15 protein-coding genes are annotated in these 18,599 nt (G+C 42.9%); 4 read left to right on the top strand and 11 right to left on the bottom strand.

Features of this window, described 5'->3' with window-relative positions; all coding sequences use genetic code 11:
- Positions 1-2 precede the first annotated feature (2 nt).
- From trpD to trpA, 4 genes are all read left to right on the top strand, one after another.
- Positions 3-1,061, top strand: a complete 1,059-nt coding sequence (gene trpD / locus MSG37_RS14180) for an anthranilate phosphoribosyltransferase (protein ID WP_248471308.1) — start codon at positions 3-5, stop codon at positions 1,059-1,061.
- A 1-nt stretch (position 1,062) separates the two neighbouring features.
- Positions 1,063-2,490, top strand: a complete 1,428-nt coding sequence (gene trpCF / locus MSG37_RS14175) for a bifunctional indole-3-glycerol-phosphate synthase TrpC/phosphoribosylanthranilate isomerase TrpF (RefSeq protein WP_248471307.1) — start codon at positions 1,063-1,065, stop codon at positions 2,488-2,490.
- Positions 2,491-2,609: 119 nt separating this feature from the next.
- On the top strand, positions 2,610-3,836 hold the full coding sequence (gene trpB, locus MSG37_RS14170) for a tryptophan synthase subunit beta (RefSeq protein WP_248471306.1): 1,227 nt from the start codon (positions 2,610-2,612) through the stop codon (positions 3,834-3,836).
- 10 nt (positions 3,837-3,846) lie between these two features.
- Positions 3,847-4,656 (top strand): tryptophan synthase subunit alpha, encoded by an 810-nt coding sequence (trpA, locus tag MSG37_RS14165; protein ID WP_248471305.1) that lies wholly within the window; start codon positions 3,847-3,849, stop codon positions 4,654-4,656.
- 112 nt (positions 4,657-4,768) lie between these two features.
- Here trpA and MSG37_RS14160 read toward each other — a convergent pair whose 3' ends face one another.
- The 11 genes from MSG37_RS14160 to MSG37_RS14110 all read right to left on the bottom strand — a co-directional run bounded on the left by MSG37_RS14160 (position 4,769) and on the right by MSG37_RS14110 (position 18,361).
- The gene (locus tag MSG37_RS14160; RefSeq protein ID WP_248471304.1) at positions 4,769-6,574 is read right to left on the bottom strand and encodes an aryl-sulfate sulfotransferase; all 1,806 of its coding nucleotides are present in this window, start codon (positions 6,572-6,574) and stop codon (positions 4,769-4,771) included.
- A 405-nt stretch (positions 6,575-6,979) separates the two neighbouring features.
- Positions 6,980-7,279 carry a hypothetical protein gene (locus MSG37_RS14155; protein WP_248471303.1) on the bottom strand — a complete coding sequence of 100 codons (300 nt, stop codon included), beginning with the start codon at positions 7,277-7,279 and terminating at the stop codon, positions 6,980-6,982.
- Between the two features lie 413 nt (positions 7,280-7,692).
- Positions 7,693-8,187, bottom strand: a complete 495-nt coding sequence (locus MSG37_RS14150) for a hypothetical protein (protein WP_248471302.1) — start codon at positions 8,185-8,187, stop codon at positions 7,693-7,695.
- Between the two features lie 589 nt (positions 8,188-8,776).
- The gene (locus MSG37_RS14145; RefSeq protein ID WP_248471301.1) at positions 8,777-9,532 is read right to left on the bottom strand and encodes a putative porin; all 756 of its coding nucleotides are present in this window, start codon (positions 9,530-9,532) and stop codon (positions 8,777-8,779) included.
- 746 nt (positions 9,533-10,278) lie between these two features.
- The gene (gene nqrF, locus MSG37_RS14140) at positions 10,279-11,496 is read right to left on the bottom strand and encodes an NADH:ubiquinone reductase (Na(+)-transporting) subunit F (RefSeq protein ID WP_248471300.1); all 1,218 of its coding nucleotides are present in this window, start codon (positions 11,494-11,496) and stop codon (positions 10,279-10,281) included.
- A gap of 54 nt (positions 11,497-11,550) precedes the next feature.
- The gene (nqrE, locus tag MSG37_RS14135) at positions 11,551-12,159 is read right to left on the bottom strand and encodes an NADH:ubiquinone reductase (Na(+)-transporting) subunit E (RefSeq protein WP_248471299.1); all 609 of its coding nucleotides are present in this window, start codon (positions 12,157-12,159) and stop codon (positions 11,551-11,553) included.
- 8 nt (positions 12,160-12,167) lie between these two features.
- Positions 12,168-12,791 (bottom strand): NADH:ubiquinone reductase (Na(+)-transporting) subunit D, encoded by a 624-nt coding sequence (locus tag MSG37_RS14130; RefSeq protein WP_248471298.1) that lies wholly within the window; start codon positions 12,789-12,791, stop codon positions 12,168-12,170.
- Between the two features lie 3 nt (positions 12,792-12,794).
- Positions 12,795-13,571 (bottom strand): Na(+)-translocating NADH-quinone reductase subunit C, encoded by a 777-nt coding sequence (locus MSG37_RS14125; RefSeq protein WP_248471297.1) that lies wholly within the window; start codon positions 13,569-13,571, stop codon positions 12,795-12,797.
- Positions 13,561-14,775, bottom strand: a complete 1,215-nt coding sequence (locus MSG37_RS14120) for an NADH:ubiquinone reductase (Na(+)-transporting) subunit B (RefSeq protein WP_248471296.1) — start codon at positions 14,773-14,775, stop codon at positions 13,561-13,563. The genes MSG37_RS14125 and MSG37_RS14120 overlap by 11 nt, the downstream gene beginning before the upstream one ends.
- Positions 14,775-16,136, bottom strand: coding sequence for a Na(+)-translocating NADH-quinone reductase subunit A (locus tag MSG37_RS14115; RefSeq protein WP_248471295.1), 1,362 nt, complete (start codon positions 16,134-16,136; stop codon positions 14,775-14,777). Before MSG37_RS14115 ends, MSG37_RS14120 begins: the two co-directional genes overlap by 1 nt.
- A gap of 965 nt (positions 16,137-17,101) precedes the next feature.
- A complete protein-coding gene (locus MSG37_RS14110; protein WP_348984460.1) occupies positions 17,102-18,361 on the bottom strand; it encodes a dicarboxylate/amino acid:cation symporter in 1,260 nt (419 codons plus the stop codon).
- Between the last annotated feature and the right edge of the window lie 238 nt (positions 18,362-18,599).

Here is an 18,599-nt window from a genome sequence, read left to right as displayed (position 1 = left end):
TAATGACTCAAACAGAAATCAAACCGACTGCAGCCCTTATCGAAACACTTTATCTGGGTGAAAGTTTAACGCGAGCACAAGCTAAAGCGCTATTTAGCCAAATCATTCAAGGTGAAATGAATGAAGTCACCATGGCGGGTATGCTCGTTGCGATGAAGATGCGCGGTGAAACCATTGATGAAATTTCAGGTGCAGCAGATGCACTGCGCGCAGCAGCTAAAGCCTTCCCGACGCCGAGTGAAGCAACCGTTAAACAAGGTATTGTCGATATTGTTGGTACAGGTGGCGATGGTCACAACACCATTAATATCTCAACCACTGCAGCGTTTGTCGCAGCGGCTGCAGGCGCAAAGGTTGCTAAACACGGCAACCGCAGCGTATCGAGCAAATCCGGTTCATCTGATTTATTAGCGCAATTTGGTATCGATTTAACCATGGCACCAGAAACGGCGCGTGACTGCTTAGATGAGCTAGGTCTGTGCTTCTTGTTTGCGCCTCACTATCACGGCGGCGTGGCTCATGCAGTACCTGTTCGCCAAGCACTAAAAACTCGCACTCTATTTAATGTATTAGGGCCACTGATTAACCCGTCTCGCCCTGACTTTATGTTACTTGGTGTATATAGCCCAGAACTCGTTGCCCCTATTGCTGAGGTCGTAAAAGCCCTTGGTATTAAGCGCGCCATGGTGGTGCACGGTAGCGGCCTTGATGAAGTCGCGCTGCATGGCGACACTTTAGTCAATGAGCTAAAAGATGGCGCTATCATCGAATATACGATTACCCCTGCCATGCTTGGCGTAACAGAAGCAAAACTAACAGATTTAGAAGGCGGCGCACCGGGTGAAAATGCTGCGTACACCCGGGCAATTTTACAAGGTACAGGCCAAAGCGCTCACATGAACGCCGTTGCCATCAATGCAGGCTGCGCGCTTTATGTAGCAGGCGTTTGCGATGATATTAAATCAGGCACAGCGTTAGCACTCGAGACCATTAACAGCGGTAAAGCCTACCAATTATTGACCCAGCTTAGCGACGCTAGCCAAGCCGGTAAAGGAGCTTAATGTGAGCACGGATTTAAGAGATGCACCCGCGGTAAAAGAAAATAACGTACTGACTAAAATTGTCGATACCAAAGCGGCGCATATAGCCTTACTCAAGCAACGCTTTGCTGAAAATGACTTATCGCCAAAAGTGTCTGACAGAAGCTTATTTGATGCCCTTAAAGCGCCCAATGCCGGCTTTATTTTAGAGTGTAAAAAAGCCAGTCCATCAAAAGGGCTTATCCGTGATGTGTTTGATGTCGATGCCATTGCCGATGTTTATAACCACTACGCGGCGGGTATTTCGGTATTAACTGATGAGCAGTTCTTCCAAGGTGATATGGATTATATCCCGCGTGTACGTGCTCGCGTCACTCAGCCAATTTTATGCAAAGACTTTTTCGTTGATGAATACCAAGTAAAATTGGCCGCTCATCAAGGCGCCGATGCAATATTGTTAATGCTTTCTGTACTCGATGATAATCGCTACCAAGCACTAGCCACCGAAGCGGCTAAGTATCAACTCGATATTTTAACTGAGGTCAGTAATGAAGCTGAGCTGACTCGCGCCATTGCGCTTAATGCCAAGATTATTGGGATTAATAATCGTAACCTGCGCGATCTATCGACAGACCTTGCTACCACAGAGGAACTTGCACCGCATATTCCGGCCGACAGAGTGGTGATTAGCGAATCAGGCATTTATAACCAAGCCCAAGTTCGCCGTTTAGCGCCATTAGTGGATGGCTTCTTAGTTGGCAGCTCGTTAATGGCAGAAGATGATTTAGACCTTGCTTGCCGTACATTAACCTTTGGCCACAACAAGATCTGCGGTCTAACTCGCCTTGAAGATATGCAAGCCGCAGCCAAAGCCGGCGCAGTCTACGGCGGCCTTATCTTTGCGAAGAAATCTCCGCGTGCGGTAACGCCAGAGCAAGCACTAGAGTTAGTCACAGAGCTTAACAACAGCGGCACTAAACTCAATTTAGTAGGCGTTTTCGTCAATGAAGCCACCGATGTGATTGCCAAACTCGCAGTTGAATTAAATCTATTTGCCGTGCAACTGCACGGGAAAGAAACCGCCCTCGAAATTGATGCCTTAAAAGCAATCTTAGCCACACACAACAGCCCGACTCAAATATGGAAGGCGGTTGCGGTCAGCGTTGATAATAATGATCCTGTGATAATCCCAGAGGGGACTGACCGCGTAGTGTTTGATAGCAAGTCTGCAGGCCAATTTGGCGGAACAGGCCAAGCTTTTGACTGGCAAACTGTACTACCGAATAAAGAGACGGCATTACTTGCTGGAGGGTTAAGCCCAGACAATGCCCTCGATGCTGCCGCCCAAGGATTTTATGGCTTAGATTTTAACTCAGGCCTTGAGCAAAGCCCTGGCATTAAAGATCCAAGTAAAATTAGCGCAGCGTTTAAGCTTTTGCGTCAGTACTAATCCGAGCCGGACCGTACTGAGCAGAACTGAAGCAAACAGAGCTAAAGTGAGCGCAAACAGAATTATCACCACAGGCAAAGCGCCTGTGGCCAAAAATTGAAAAGAAATAGGACAAGAATATGAGCAAGTTAAACCCATACTTTGGGGAATACGGTGGTATGTACGTACCACAAATCTTAATGCCAGCACTTAAGCAACTTGAAAGCGCTTTTATTGAGGCCCAACAAGATGAAAGCTTTCAACAGGAATTTACCGAGCTATTAAAGAACTATGCTGGTCGTCCAACGGCGTTGACTTTAACCCGTAATTTAAGCCCTAACCCACTGGCTAAAATTTACCTAAAGCGTGAAGACTTGCTACACGGCGGCGCTCACAAGACTAACCAGGTGCTAGGTCAGGCATTACTCGCCAAGCGTATGGGTAAAAAAGAGATCATTGCAGAAACTGGTGCAGGTCAACATGGCGTTGCAACTGCCCTTGCCTGTGCATTACTTGGACTTAAATGTAAAGTGTACATGGGCGCAAAAGATGTTGAGCGTCAATCACCTAACGTATTTAGAATGAAACTCATGGGTGCTGAGGTTATTCCGGTCACTTCAGGTTCATCCACCCTAAAAGATGCCTGTAACGAAGCCATGCGTGACTGGTCTGGTAGCTATGATAAAGCCCACTACCTACTTGGTACGGCTGCGGGCCCACACCCGTTCCCAACGATTGTGCGTGAGTTCCAACGTATGATTGGTGAAGAAACCAAGGCGCAAATTCTTGAGCGTGAAGGTCGTCTTCCTGATGCGGTTATCGCTTGCGTGGGCGGTGGCTCTAACGCCATTGGTATGTTTGCCGACTTTATCGATGATGAAGAAGTGGCATTGATTGGTGTAGAACCTGCGGGTAAAGGTATTGATACCCCAATGCACGGCGCGCCACTAAAGCATGGTAAAACCGGTATTTTCTTTGGTATGAAAGCGCCGCTAATGCAAGATGTTGAAGGGCAAATCGAAGAGTCTTACTCAGTGTCAGCCGGTCTTGATTTCCCATCGGTTGGGCCGCAGCACGCGCACCTTGCCGCAACAGGCCGCGCGACTTACGAGTCAGCCACTGATGATGAAGCATTAGAAGCGTTCCAGCTGCTGGCACGCTGTGAGGGGATTATTCCAGCGCTTGAGTCTGCTCACGCTTTAGCTTACGCAGTAAAACTTGCAAAAGAGGCAACCAAAGAAACCCTATTAGTGGTTAACCTGTCGGGCCGCGGCGACAAAGATATCTTCACGGTTGCGGACATTCTTGAGCAACAAGAAGTTGAGCAACAAGAAGCTGAGCAACAAACTAACAAGCAAAACAACTAGGAGAGTGGCAATGAGTCAACGTTACCAGGCAGCCTTTGCCGCCCTAAATGAAAAAAACCAAGGCGCATTTGTGCCATTCGTGACCTTAGGTGATCCGTCACCAGAATTATCACTAAAAATCATCGACACCTTAGTCGAAAACGGTGCCGATGCCCTAGAGCTAGGCTTTCCATTTTCAGACCCTCTAGCCGATGGCCCTGTTATTCAAGGCGCTAATTTACGCTCTTTGGCCGCTGGTACCACACCAAGTCAGTGTTTTGAAATGCTAGCGAGCATTCGTGCTAAGTACCCTGACTTGCCGATTGGCCTATTACTGTACGCTAATCTGGTGTTCGCGAATGGTGTTGATGCATTTTACGCAAAATGCCAAGCCGCCGGTGTCGACTCGGTATTGATTGCCGATGTGCCAGTGGAAGAAGCCGCGCCGTTTATCGAGTCAGCTAAAGCCCATGGTGTATGCCCTATCTTTATCGCACCGCCAAATGCCGACAGCGATACCTTAAAGTTAGTTAGCGAAAAAGGCGAAGGCTACACCTACTTGTTATCACGCGCAGGGGTAACTGGTACAGAGTCAAAAGCGGGTATGCCAATTGGTGATATTCTCAATCGCCTAAAAGAGTTTAATGGTGCGCCGCCGCTGCTCGGTTTTGGTATTGCAGAGCCTAGCCAGGTTAAAGCGGCTATTGATGCAGGCGCTGCAGGTGCTATTTCAGGTTCTGCGGTAGTAAAAATCATTGAAGCCAATAAAGACAACGAGTCTGCGCTTTTAGGCGCGCTTGCTGAATTTACCCGTAATATGAAAGCGGCTACTGCTCGCTAGTTAATAGCCGAACGACAGATACAAAAATAGCGCCTTAATGGCGCTATTTTTATTGGTGAGTTCGATTCTGTAACCGATTAATTCAGCACTGAATTACTTTTACATCTCACTGTTATTTCAACATATCATTGACACGAATAACCTGAGCGCGGTAACCCGTCGCAAACATATCGTGGCTGTCGATATTGATGCGAACAGCAGGCTTAGTTTCGCCATATCTGTGCTCAACTAAGATAGATTGCACCTTACCCGTAGTGTCATCCATCTTTAAGTTACCGTAACCGCCACCTAAGCCGAATAGGCCGGCAGAAGCGAAGTAGCTCATCATACTGTCTTTATCCGCTTGGTATTTAACAATAGACGTCACAGGTGAGTAGCCTTCATAGCCCAATTCGTCCTTACCGTATTCCCAAACTTGCTGCACAGTCATATTTTGCTCATCGATTTTATACTCAACTGAACGAGAGTACTTTTCGTTGGCAAACATCGGCTGACCTAAGTCACGACCATCGCCGTTATCAAACACAGTCAAGGTCCCCTTTTCAGGCACTAAATACGCTGTGTGTGATGTCCAGCTAAAGTCAAAATCTTTATCCTGACATGCGCCTTTCTCGTTACACCAAATTGGTTCACCGTCAGCCGTGATAGGCTTAAGTAGCTTGTCTTGGAACTTGTCGCTCCAGCCCTTGCTGGCACTTAAAATCCATTTCACTTGCTTGTCGCGGCCAATCTTAAACACAGCAGACTGATGACGCGAACTCAAAATAATGCTGTCATCTGTTGGATCATATTCAATCGAGTTAACATGCGCCCAGTTACGACCCGTAGCAACGCCATGAATATCGCCATACGGTGCTTTCGCTAAATCTTCTTCTGTAGTTTGGTGGCCAGCATCGTCAAGGTTAATGTTCAAACACACTGCGCCCGCATCGAGCGATAATAACGCGGCGTCACGCATAGGATCTAGGATGGTGTTTAAGTCCCAGTAATCAACTAACTTACCAGTGTTATCCACTTCAATAATCTGATCGCGCACGGTATTCACCAAGCGGCCATCAGCGGTGCGGTAATCTTTAGCCGCTGCGCGAATAAATACGTTACCGTTAGCGCCTTCAATGCCCTCATGGGAGGCATCAATAAAGTTACCCGGCAGATTATGCTCAGAGATCATTCGCCCCATGATCGACATTTTCTTCCAGCCTTGGCCCTGTACCCAAACCATGTTGCCATCTTTAGTGACGTTCATGCCCATAGCGTAACCTGCATTGTCATAGGTTTTAGCATCATGAGTGGTATAAGGATTCATATACCAGCGAATATCACCCGCGGTATCGATAATGAAAAACCCAGGCTTACCGTCCCAAGAAAAGGCGCCTGGTGCATCGGAGTTATTGTGCATCAGTGGCGCAGCTTTACCGTCAGCATTAGTCCAGTTAACAAAGTACAATCTGTCTTTAAAGTCAGCATCAACGTGCTCAACCTCAACAATTGGTGCTTTCGCCCACTGGCTTTCAGAAAAGCCCATGTCGATATCTGGTGTCAGCATTTGATAATCGTGCGACTTACGCTCTCCGTTCTCGGTCCACTTCACGGTAAACTTATTCATAAATGCTGGATACAGGCCAAAAATTGGCACGCCGCCTTCATCCATCACCCGCATATCATCAACCTGATAAGTCAGGCTTACACCATCTGCATCATTAGCATGCACAGTGACTTCTACGCCCGAAATAGTATGACCCGCTAAAGTAACTAGAGCGGTAAGTGGTGCATTTTCATAAGGGTTATGAATGATATAACCTAAAGGAGCCCCTGCTACAGGTTTAGGTTTCATGCCATCGATAGAAGCAAAGGTTTGTGCTGAGCACAAACTTAAAGACAAGGCTAACGCCGAAAGAAGCAAAGCTGGTTTAGACATTGAAAATTAACTCAACAGTACGGAAACTGAGGCGGATTATAATCCGCAAAGTCGATAAAAAATGTCAGAGAATTAACATTCTAGTGAGTATATTTTGAGTTTGATTAGCAGATCACGCTTTATCGATTTTATGCCTACTTATTGCAACTTTATATCTTCATGCTGGTCAGATGCCTATTTGGTAGTATCTGTGATCCGTACAAATCTATTGCTGATATCTATAGGCAGCAAACTACTGCGCAATCAAAACATAGAAAACTTAAATTAAAGATACATAAGAGATAACTAAAGATGTGTCATCGTTCCGTGGTAGCTACAGGTGCTAAGCTTACTTTCTTAGCTTAGCACCTTCAATTTTAGCCAACAATTTTACGCCTTTAGCTAGCCCTTTACGGATACTGTAATCTAGAGCTTACCTTCAAACTGAACTCCATGCTTTTTAACATACCAAATCGCTAATGGGATCTCGATTAATACGTAAATAAATAGCGTAAACCAAAACCAGTTAGTGCTAAACAGTATCGCGTTAAACACATAACCTGTACCCCAAAACTTACTCCCCACCAAGACAAATACAAACAGTGAACAAGCAATATCGCAAAGCGAAATTTTATTAATATTACTACCTGCAATTTTAGGATAAATAGACAGATATCCCATAGTTAGTACCGCAGCCACTAGACCTACAATATAAAGTTCCGCCACAAAATTTATCTCTAACAATTCAGTAGTTGAATGTTAACTCAAAGTACCTGTACCAGCCAATGTTTAAGGCGTTATGAAAGTAATAGGCATGGCGGTATAAAGTTCAATAATATCGGCTTTACTACCCCGTTTGTATAAGTAGCGATAGATAACCACAAAAACTCAAGGTGAATATATCCATATAAAAAGTAGATGTTTAATTAATTTATAGGTAATAACACTAAATTTTATTATTTGCATTATTGACCTGAGTAGATTAACCGCCGAAAACCTTCACTTCTATATTTGCGAGACGCCGACCCAACAACACAGTAATGAGTGCTATATGGGATATAACTCTATTAATAACTTAATCCCAAATATATAACTCTATGAACGCCAAGTTCTTGGTTTTGTTAATCCACTCACGACTACTATTTATTAGATGCAAAGTTATTAGCCTTAACCTCCAAACGAATAAATGAACGTTCTCGACCATTCATTCTTTGCTCTAGCGTTACAATACTATCATTATGATTTACGCCAACCCAAAGCATACCAACACACTCACCTTGAAATATACATTGATAGCTTGATAGTTCACTTTCTCTGAACTCTTTTGTTTGATAACCATCATTGATTAATAGGCCTTGCAACTCAACGTAGTCATCTTGAAAGCTATCGCCAAAGGCAGAGTATTCAAAGCTAGTCATCGATATTTTTACTAAACCGCTATCAGGCTGTTGAACCAGCTCATACTGTTTAGCTATAAGTAAATGCTCAGGGAGACTATTAGTCACAACTTTATAGTACTCGTCCCTCTTTGTTAGTTCGCCATATTTATCAATATTCTCTCCCCAGTCCACTCCAAATAAAGCGGCTGAACTATGAAAAGAAAATAAGACTAAAACTAGAGTAAATATTCTCATTAAAGATCCCAATAACATATATTTGAAAATCTATTATCCAACCCATTAGGTTTAGATAACGCTAAAATACAATAGGAATAAATTTAAGGAAAACACCCAGGTTTAAACATTGAATACAATATAAAAAGCCTTGAGGTTCGATGACGGAAGACTCAGTTCAAAACTTACATAGGATAAATAAGAATTCCATTCTATTACATTCCTTTTTATGTCGTAGCAATTTGATATAAAAGCACGATATAACTGATATTATTCTAACACTTTCAACATTGCGGACTATTCAATTATCTTTTATCTAATACTAAATGATTATGTCGATTACATTTCGACGTCATTAATTTAAGGTGTTAAAACCAAACAACGACACTTGATTTGCGCACTATAAAACATGCAGACACAAAATGATACAGATGTATAAGACATGAACTATCACAGCGATAAAATCTAAATTCGATAATTGAAACAACCAGGATAAGTTAATCTAAATCTCTCATTAACTTTAGTAAGTCCTAATGATTTTGCTAGCAAAGTTAATAAAGCACAATCTGATGACTGTGCTTTTTCATGCAAAACGACTTATCAATACTATTTAGAAACGGCCAACAATACCTAAACCTAAGCCCACGCCATCGTAGTCAGAGTCCAAAACTTTCGACACATTAAAATTAGCTGAAATGCCATCGGTAATGCGTAACCAATATGCTGTACGCACATCAAATGCGTCATCATTGTCGCTATTGACGTAACCGACTCCAACAGACCATGCATTACTGATATACCAATCTGCACCGACACTGAACACATCATCAAAATCGTTATGTGCCCATTGAGCATTAAGATCAATACCCGCTGTAGATTGCAACGCTAAATAGCTACGAAGCTTTAAACCATAGGTTTCCACAAAATTATCGTCGCCATCTTGATAAAACGCAGAAACAGAGGAAGTGTCGTTGAAGTAATAACCGACTTCAGCTCCGTAAGTTTTGAAGTCGTAAAACCCAACATCAACCTTTTGATAGTTAGCACCAACGAACCAATTTGAATCGAATACAAATACGCCATCAACGCCATAGCTGTTGCTATCTGTTGGATCGAAGTTTTGGTAACTTGCCCCCACATTTGATTCTTGTGCTAAAACCCCATTAAGCGCATAAGGTGTTTTTCCTTGCTCAACACTTTTAAAGTAATAGCGGTAATTTGCGTTCCACAAACCATCACCCACTTCTTCTGAGTTAGTGGTGTAACTTAAGCTTGCTTCATGTTGATAATTTTTATCTTGAACTGCGACAGCACTTGTGCTTGAAAGACCTAACAAAATAGCGATAGCAGTAGTCGATTTTCTCATCAATTTATTCCCTTATATTGTAAGTAATGCTAAGAGATAAAGATGCGCAGATATAATGATAAGCGTAAACTCAACCATCCTTGATATAGTTCAGTGATTAATAGCGATAAACACTGCTGCTCTCCTAGCGCGGCAAACAATAATCTAAACAGATAAAAAATGAAACACTAAACCATCAAAAAACAATTAAAACCAACAAATAATGTCAAAATTTAACACACGAAAAACCATAACAGATCAACTTACTAACAACTCACATGTTTACCCTGTAATTAAGTCTTTAGGTTAGAAAGTAAATTTGCTAATTATCAACCCCTTTAAAAATCGCCTCTCGGTGTCTACAAGGTTTTAAGGTATGGCTTAAATCCCCTCTTAGACGGGTAAGATCTATCGCATTTCCGAGCATCATTTAAAACTAAGCCTAATGCCCCAAGGACAACCACGGAAATCTCTAGCAAATAAATCAGCCTGTAAGTGCTTAAAATAAAAAAACGCAGCCATTAGGCTGCGTTTATTAACTTCATAATTAAAAGTAACTGGTCACAAATATCATCTTGCCCCTACTCTAGCCACTCTAGATTGAAAACCATCTAAGTAAGCGCTAATCACCAAAGTCATCTAATAAGATGTTTTCAGGCTCAACACCTAGGCTTTCTAGCATGGCGATAACGGATGAGTTCATGCTCGTGGGTGTAGGGCCACACATAACTTTGGCCCTAGTTTAGCCCACTCTCGGGTGATAGGTGTTAGTCACCAAAGTCATCTAACAGAATATTCTCTGGCTCAACACCTAGGCTTTCTAGCATGGCGATAACGGATGAGTTCATAATTGGAGGTCCACACATGTAGAACTCACAATCTTCTGGCGCTTTATGATTTTTAAGGTAGTTCTCATAAAGTACGTTATGGATAAAGCCTGTGTAACCATCCCAGTTATCTTCTGGTAACGGATCAGACAATGCCACATGCCAAACAAAATTATCATTTTCAGCCGCTAGCGTATCAAAGTCTTCTTGATAAAATACTTCGCGAGTTGAACGCGCGCCGTACCAGAAGCTCATCTTACGTTTGGTTTTTACCCCTTTAAGCTGATTAAAGATATGTGAACGCATTGGCGCCATGCCCGCACCGCCACCAATAAACACCATTTCAGCGTCTGTTTCTTTAACAAAGAACTCACCAAATGGGCCAGAGATAGTGACTTTATCACCCGCTTTTAGGTTGAAGATGTACGATGACATCTTACCAGGGGCAATATTGTCGCTTGGCGGCGTAGCAATACGCACGTTCAGCATAATGCGGCCTTTCTCATCAGGATAGTTAGCCATTGAATATGCACGTAGCACGTCTTCGTCAACTTTTGACACTAACTTGAATAGGTCGTACTTTTCCCAATCGTCACGGTACTCAGCAGGAATATCAAAATCTGCATATTTGACTTCGTGAGCAGGCGCTTCAATCTGAATATAACCACCAGCTTTAAACAGTACGTCTTCACCTTCAGGTAATTTAAGCAGTAACTCTTTAATAAAGGTTGCCTGGTTATTGTTAGAAATAACCTCACACTGCCACTTCTTAACGCCGAAGATCTCTTCTTCAACTTCAAGTTCCATATCGGTTTTCACCGAAACCTGACACGCTAAGCGACAACCTTCTTTGGCTTCTTTCTTATTAATATGGTCACGCTCTGTGGCTAAAATCTCGCCACCGCCAGATTTAACTTTAACGCGGCATTGACCACATGTACCACCGCCACCACAAGCCGATGGGATAAAGATATTTTTACCTGCTAGTGCACCTAAAAGCTTATCACCCGCTTGGGTTGAAATACTTTTTTCTGGGTCATCGTTAATGCGGATATTCACGTCACCGGTTGACACCAGTTTGCTCTTGGCGAATAAAATCACCATAACCAATATACTCACAACAAACGTGAACATACCGATACCAATTGCCATTTCCATCGAATCTACCTTTTGTTTAATTCGTTTTCATTAAGGTTAAAAAACTAAATAGCCTTAAATAGAAATACCGGAGAAAGCCATAAAGCCCAATGCCATCAAGCCCGTGGTAATAAATACAATACCAATGCCTTGCAAGCCTTCAGGAATAGCGTGAAACTTCATGCGCTCACGTAGACCCGCTAACATCACAATCGCCATTGCCCAGCCAAAGCCAGAGCCCATAGCAAATACCGCTGACTCAGCAAGGTTGTAATCGCGGTTAGCCATGAAGATTACCCCCGCAAAAATCGCACAGTTAACCGTTAGCAGTGGTAAGAAAATACCTAATGAGTCATACAGTGCTGGAATGTATTTATCTAAAAACATTTCCAAGATCTGTACTAATGCTGCAATCACACCAATAAAGGTAATTAACTGTAGGTAGCTTAAATCCAACGCTGGGTAACCCGCCCACGCAAGCGCGCCAGGTGCGAGGATATTGGCGTAAATCAATTGGTTAAGCGGTACAGCTAAGGTCATTACCACAATAACCGCAATACCTAGACCAAAAGAGGTTGATACCTTTTTCGACACAGCCAAGAAGGTACACATGCCCATAAAGAACGACAGCGCCATGTTGTCGATAAACGCGGCTTGTATAAACAGATTAATATAATGTTCCATATCAGCCCTTAGCCTCGCTTACGTTGAATGACGTTAATTGACCAGATCATTAGGCCAATTAAGAAGAAAGCACTTGGTGGTAACTTGAACATTTCGTTAGCTAGATACCAGCCGCCATTCTCAACAGTTTGTAAAATCTCATGACCAAACAATGTACCACTACCGAGTAATTCACGCACAAACGCTACACCCAGCAGGATCACGCCATAGCCCATGGCATTACCCACCGCATCAACAACTGCTAAATGCGGCGGGTTTTTCATGGCAAACGCTTCAGCGCGGCCCATGATGATGCAGTTAGTGATGATCAAACCAACGAATACAGATAGCTGACGCGATAATTCATAGGCTACGTCTTGTAGCACCATATCAACCACAATCACCAGTGATGCAATCACTGTCATTTGCGCGATAATACGTACGCTATTTGGAATAAGAGAACGTATGCTTGAGATAATCAGGTTTGAAAATACCAGTACGAAAGTCACAGCAAGGGTCATCACTAATGCAGTTTGCATTGAGTTACTTACCGCTAACGCCGAACAAACACCCAACACCTGCATTGCTACTGGGTTATTAGCAAAAATTGGCCCTGTTAGCATTTCACGAGTCGAAATAGATTGAGTACTCATCCGTTATACCTCCGACGCTTTTAATTTTTTGAAGAAAGCTTCGAAACCGTCGCTACCAAACCAGAACTGAATTGAACGCTGTACGCCACGTCCGGTCATGGTTGCGCCGCTCACAGCATCAATCCCGTGAATGTCGCCATCTTTAGCACCACCTTTAACTACTTTGAACGACACTTTGCCTTTGTCGTCAAAGATCTGCTTGTTATGCCATTGATCTGTCCACTCGGTATCATTGAGGAAATCACCAATACCAGGAGTTTCTCCGTGTTCATAAAACACAACATTTTCAATAGTGTTCAAGTCAGGTTTTAGCGCTACAAAGCCGTAAACCATTGACCATAAGCCTTTACCGTAAATCGGTAACACCACGCTTGTAAGCTCACCGTTGTCGTTAAAGACTTTAAACACGCGTACTTGATTTGCACGGGTTTTGATCTTGGCTTTATCTTGCTTTTTCTCAAGCTTGATTGAGGTTTCAGGATTAATTGACGCCATTCGTGGATCAAAATCCATCACGTTTTCAGCACTGGTATCAACATCACCGCTATCGAGTGACACCAATAATGGCTTAACGTCTTTTTTGAATAACGCTCTAAAGTCTTGACCACTTAAATCAACATCAGCAGCAATTAACACATTACGCATTAATTCATCGCGCTTTTTAACTAGCTTGCGCTCTTTTAGTACTTCGGCAGTACCAGTGATCATAAATGAGCACAGTAAGCATAGGGTCACAGTGAAAATCATTGTGCCCACAAAAGAATCTTTCTTAATTGCCATGGCGTTTTAATCTCCGCTTGATGTTTGCTTTCGCCACTAGGTAATCGAAAATAGGAGCCCATAAGTTGGCGAATAAAATCGCCAGCATGATGCCTTCTGGCATTTTCGGATTAACAACACGGATAAGTACGGTCATAAAACCAATCAGTAAACCGTAAGCTATCTTACCTTTACGGGTATAAGATGTAGTTACCGGATCGGTTGCCATAAACATCATAGCTATGGCAAAACCGCCAGTAACTAAGTGCCACGTCCAAGGCATTGCAAACATATCGTTTTTGCTTGAACCAATGACATTGAACAGTGTCGCAGTAATGATCATGCCAAACAATACGCCAGCAACAATGCGCCAATCAGCTAAACGAGTCAGGATTAAGAAGCCGCCACCAAGCAATAAAGCAAGCGTGCTGGTTTCACCAATCGCGCCCACAGTAAAACCGAAGAAAGCATTCCACCAATTAGGGTCACTAAACGCGTTATACCAAGCGTAATCAGCAAAACTCATTTTGCCTGCGGCTGTTTGCATTAAAGTGGTTGCGCCAGAAAAACCATCAACCGCAACTAACTGACTTACCGCTGTAACTTGTGACGGGTAAGCAAAATAGATAAAAGCTAAGCCGGCTAATGCTGGATTTAAGAAGTTGTAGCCCATGCCACCAAACACTTCTTTCGCCATGATCACGCCAAAGGTTATACCCATAGCAACCAGCCATAATGGCGTTGATACTGGTAAAATCAAGGTGAACAATAAAGCAGTAACAAAGAAGCCTTCATGCAGCTCTTGGCCGCGCACTTTGGCAAATACCATTTCCCAAAACAGGCTCACCACTAACGCAGTTAGGTAGATAGGTGCGTAAAAGCTCAAGCCATAAGCAAATAAACCAACAATACCGGTTTGCTCGCTGAGGCCACCAAAGACGAAGTTAAAAATCGCTAGTTGCCAAACATCTGCCGTTGCTAAACCTGAGGCCATAGCAATTTGTGCTTGCAGGCCAATGTTGTACATACCAAACAAAATCGCTGGCAATAAACATAAGCCAACAATCGTCATAGTACGTTTAACATCAATGGCGTCACGAATATGCACTTTACCTTGGGTGCTGCGACCGCGAGCTATCAGTAATGAACTTAAATAGCCCTTTACCGAGCTCCCCGGCGCATAATAATCTTCTTGGATATCAGGCTTTTTATCTTGCTGACTCATTACCCTTCCCTCTCAATAATCTCTAAACAAGCACGTAGCTCTTTACCAAAGTCGTACTTGCCAGGGCAAACGAAGGTACACAGTGCTAAATCCTCTTCATCTAGCTCCAATGCACCAAGTAGCTGTGCTTCATCGGTATCACGTACCACTAAATCTCGTACCAATAATGTCGGTAAGATATCTAACGGCATAATCCGATCTAACTGACCATAGGCCATCATTGCGCGAGCCGAACCACCTGTATGAGTCGTGAAATTAAATAGCTGCTTAGCACCTTTTAAACGAGAAGTTACTGCACGTGTAATAGAGAACTTTTGTGACCCGCCACGCACCCAAGGTAACACTTGGTGTTTGGCATCTTCTTGCAGTACGGAAATTTGGTTATTAAAGCGACCTAAAAAGTCATGTGCTCCGCTTGCTGTATGGCCGGATAATACTGAACCTGATACTACGCGAGAGTTACCCTCTTTAATTTCGCCCGCTACAATTTCAGATAACTTTGCACCAGCTTGTACTCGAATTAAGCGTGGGTTAATCACATCAGGGCCAGCTAAAGCGACAACACGATCTGTATATAGCTCACCAGTTAAAAATAGCTTGCCGTACGCAATGACATCTTGATAACCAAGGTGCCACACAGGGCGCTCAAGGCTGGCAGGTAGAACAAAATGAATATGCGTGCCGACGATGCCAGCAGGGTGAACGCCAGCAAAGAAATGATTACTCACTTTGGCAAGATCATGTCCAGGTAGAGACTCACCAGAGTCTTGGCATAAATGTACTTTGCCGTTGGTTAACTGACTTAATACCTGTAGACCTGCAGCGAAAGCTTCGCTTTGCTCAGCAATAATCAGTCTTGGCTCAGCTGCCAACGGATTAGTGTCCATTGCGCTTACAAAGATACCGGCAGGAGATGAATCTAGTTGCGGAACTTTAGAGAAAGGACGTGTACGTAATGCTGTCCAAAGGCCACTTTCAACCAGTTTGGCTTGAATATCTTCACGACTTAGCTCGTTAAACGCTTTGCTTGATGCAAAGGTTTTCGGTGCGTCGTTATTGCATTCGATAATGATTGATTGGAAAAGTCTGCGCTCGCCACGATTTATCGCAACAATCTTACCGCTTGCTGGAGCAGTATAGATAACCCCTGGGGTTTTCTTGTCTTCGAACAGCGCTTGGCCTTTTTGAACCGTGTCGCCCACTTCTACCAACATTGTTGGTTTTAAGCCGATGTATTCTTCCCCTAGCAATGCAACATGAGTTGAAGACTTGGTATCTTCGATCGCTTGCTTAGGTTCGCCGGCTATAGGGATATTTAAGCCCTTTTTGATTGTTATAACTTGGTTTGAGTAACCTGCCATCACTAAAATCAACCGTTAAAAGTTTGGATGCTTAATAGTAATTCCTTGTTAACTAATATTCCAAGTTAGAGGTCACATTTTCTTGCCAAACTTGTAAGTTAGCTACAAAAAATGCCGTTGACGGGGATTTTTTTGTGATTGAGATTCAGAAATATCGATAAAATAAAGACTTATGTAGTTTTAGTACAAAAAACACCACATTGCAAACCACTGAAAAACAACAATTAAACACACAGACCATCACCCGCAAAACCCAAAAAAAGCAACAACTAAAACAATTAAAGCCTGAACAACAACAAATAAGAGCGTCAACCCCCAGAATAACAACAAAGGTAGCATTCTGTATATTTGCGTAAATTAGAAAAAACCGCCAAAAGTGTGAACCTCAACATGGAGCACTAAAGAATGACATGACCGAGTCGTAAAGCAGAGTAAAACACTGAAAAATTTGATCTGAAAATGACGGAATATTTAGCCACACATGGTGAGAACAATATATACCTTAACGAGCCGAGTTCATTAGTTAGGTAACTCGTTTTAACATCTAGAATTAGCTGCTCACAATAGGTTATACCAATCAGTATAAGAATTTGATCAGCTCAGAACGATTTTTGGCAAACTAATTCAAGGCGAATAGCTGCAATAATGGCTATTCCCTTATAAATCTATTCAACGCAAATGCTGTGACTTTTAACAAACAAAAAGGGAACTTGAACCTAGTTCAACTATGCTCTTCGCTCGTTGCAAACCACATGCTCTTGCATGTTCCAGACATACATAAGACATTTCCTCCATCCTTGGAGGTCAGATGTGGTGAATGTCATTAAAGCAAGGAGCAGTTAATGTCCTTGCCTCAAAACCGCTAAACTCTCGCTGAGTGACTAAATGTTTATACTGATTATTATACAGCAGATACAAAAAAGCCCTCAAATGAGGGCTTTTAGTGGTAAAACATCTGCTGTTAGTTAGCTGGTCACTTTACCTTGTTCAACTTCAACAGCTTTAGCTTCAGGATTGAATTTATCAATCACAACAGCACAAACCGCATCACCAGTAATGTTTAGCGTTGTTCTGATCATGTCAAACACACGGTCAAGAGCAAACAACAGTGGTAAGCCTTCGATTGGAATACCCGCCGCCACTAATACTGCAATCACAAGGAAAGAAGGACCTGGAACACCAGCTTGGCCAATCGCACCTAATGTTGAAGTGAAGATAATTGCTAAATAAGCTGCTAGGCCTAATTCTACATTGAACATTTGCGCAAAAAATACTGCTACTAGACCGTAGTAGATCGCGTTACCGCTCATGTTAATCGTTGCGCCTAATGGCAATACGAATGCAGCTGTTGACTTAGACACACCTAATTCTTTTTCACACACTTCAATGTTTACAGGAAGTGCAGCCATTGAAGAAGCGGTAGACATAGCTAACGCTTGTGGTTTCTTCATTGCCGACAAGAACTTGCCAACCGGAACGTTTGAGAAGAACTTCACCATCAGTGGGAAGAAGATAAAGCCATAAATCAAGATTGCAGCCACATAAACCACAAATAGGTTTAGCACGACAGTCAGAGATTGGAAACCAAAGGTACCTACTGAGTCAGCCATTAAGCCAAATACACCAATCGGTGCGATTAGCATTACGATGTTAATCATCCAAATGAAGGCTTCAACGATTGTGTTTAAGGCAGAAGTAATCGGCTTAGCCGCTTCTTGATTAACTTTAGTTAGCGCAATACCGAAGAAGATACAGAATACTAAGATCTGTAAAATATTACCGCCAGTAAGAGCCTCAAACACGTTAGTTGGGATCATGCCAATAATGGTATCAGCCACACCAGGTAGCGCGCCCTGCTCAGCCGTTACAGCCGCTAGACCAACAGTATGTTGTGAGAAGTCCATGCCAACGCCAGGTTGGAAAAACTCCCCCATCACCAAGGCTAAAGTCACCGCCAATGCTGACGTCGCCATGAAGAAAGCGATTGTACTAATACCGACTTTACCCGCTGAAGGTCCAGCACCTAGGCTTGCTGCACCGGCAATAATAGAAACGGCAACTAACGGGATCACCAGCATTTTAATCAGATGAATGAAAAACGTGCCTAGCGGAGCGAAGATTGAAGCATCTTCTCCCATTGCTATACCGACAATGGCACCAAGAACCATGGCCACAACCACTTGGAACCCGATATTTTTATAAAACTTACTCTTCTTGTTCAACACCCTAGCTCCATCACAGACATTTTATAAAAGGCATAAATGCCCTTTTGATTATTTGATGCCAAAGTAACATGCCCAGTTCACAAAAAATGTGATTCACTAAAAGGTTATCTCCAAATACATCAATTAGTAATAAATATCCCACTTACTTTGAACAATCCTCAAAAATACAGCCTTTAAAAAATGAATAACTCAATATAAAAAATATTGTGTTAATCAAACAGCGCTCATGGGCAACACA

Origin of the sequence: Shewanella sp. 1CM18E (assembly GCF_023161665.1) — a bacterium.
Classification (GTDB): Bacteria; Pseudomonadota; Gammaproteobacteria; order Enterobacterales; family Shewanellaceae; genus Shewanella.
This window is presented reverse-complemented; position numbering and strand designations above follow the sequence as displayed.

Excerpts from the sequence above, each read along its gene's own strand:
- trpD (WP_248471308.1), top strand. The coding sequence starts at position 3 with ATGACTCAAACAGAAATCAAACCGACTGCAGCCCTTATCGAAACACTT.
- MSG37_RS14120 (WP_248471296.1), bottom strand. The coding sequence starts at position 14,775 with ATGAGTCAGCAAGATAAAAAGCCTGATATCCAAGAAGATTATTATGCG.
- MSG37_RS14150 (WP_248471302.1), bottom strand. The coding sequence starts at position 8,187 with ATGAGAATATTTACTCTAGTTTTAGTCTTATTTTCTTTTCATAGTTCA.
- MSG37_RS14145 (WP_248471301.1), bottom strand. The coding sequence starts at position 9,532 with ATGAGAAAATCGACTACTGCTATCGCTATTTTGTTAGGTCTTTCAAGC.
- trpB (WP_248471306.1), top strand. The coding sequence starts at position 2,610 with ATGAGCAAGTTAAACCCATACTTTGGGGAATACGGTGGTATGTACGTA.
- nqrE (WP_248471299.1), bottom strand. The coding sequence starts at position 12,159 with ATGGAACATTATATTAATCTGTTTATACAAGCCGCGTTTATCGACAAC.
- trpA (WP_248471305.1), top strand. The coding sequence starts at position 3,847 with ATGAGTCAACGTTACCAGGCAGCCTTTGCCGCCCTAAATGAAAAAAAC.
- MSG37_RS14115 (WP_248471295.1), bottom strand. The coding sequence starts at position 16,136 with ATGGCAGGTTACTCAAACCAAGTTATAACAATCAAAAAGGGCTTAAAT.
- MSG37_RS14160 (WP_248471304.1), bottom strand. The coding sequence starts at position 6,574 with ATGTCTAAACCAGCTTTGCTTCTTTCGGCGTTAGCCTTGTCTTTAAGT.
- MSG37_RS14125 (WP_248471297.1), bottom strand. The coding sequence starts at position 13,571 with ATGGCAATTAAGAAAGATTCTTTTGTGGGCACAATGATTTTCACTGTG.
- MSG37_RS14130 (WP_248471298.1), bottom strand. The coding sequence starts at position 12,791 with ATGAGTACTCAATCTATTTCGACTCGTGAAATGCTAACAGGGCCAATT.
- nqrF (WP_248471300.1), bottom strand. The coding sequence starts at position 11,496 with ATGGAAATGGCAATTGGTATCGGTATGTTCACGTTTGTTGTGAGTATA.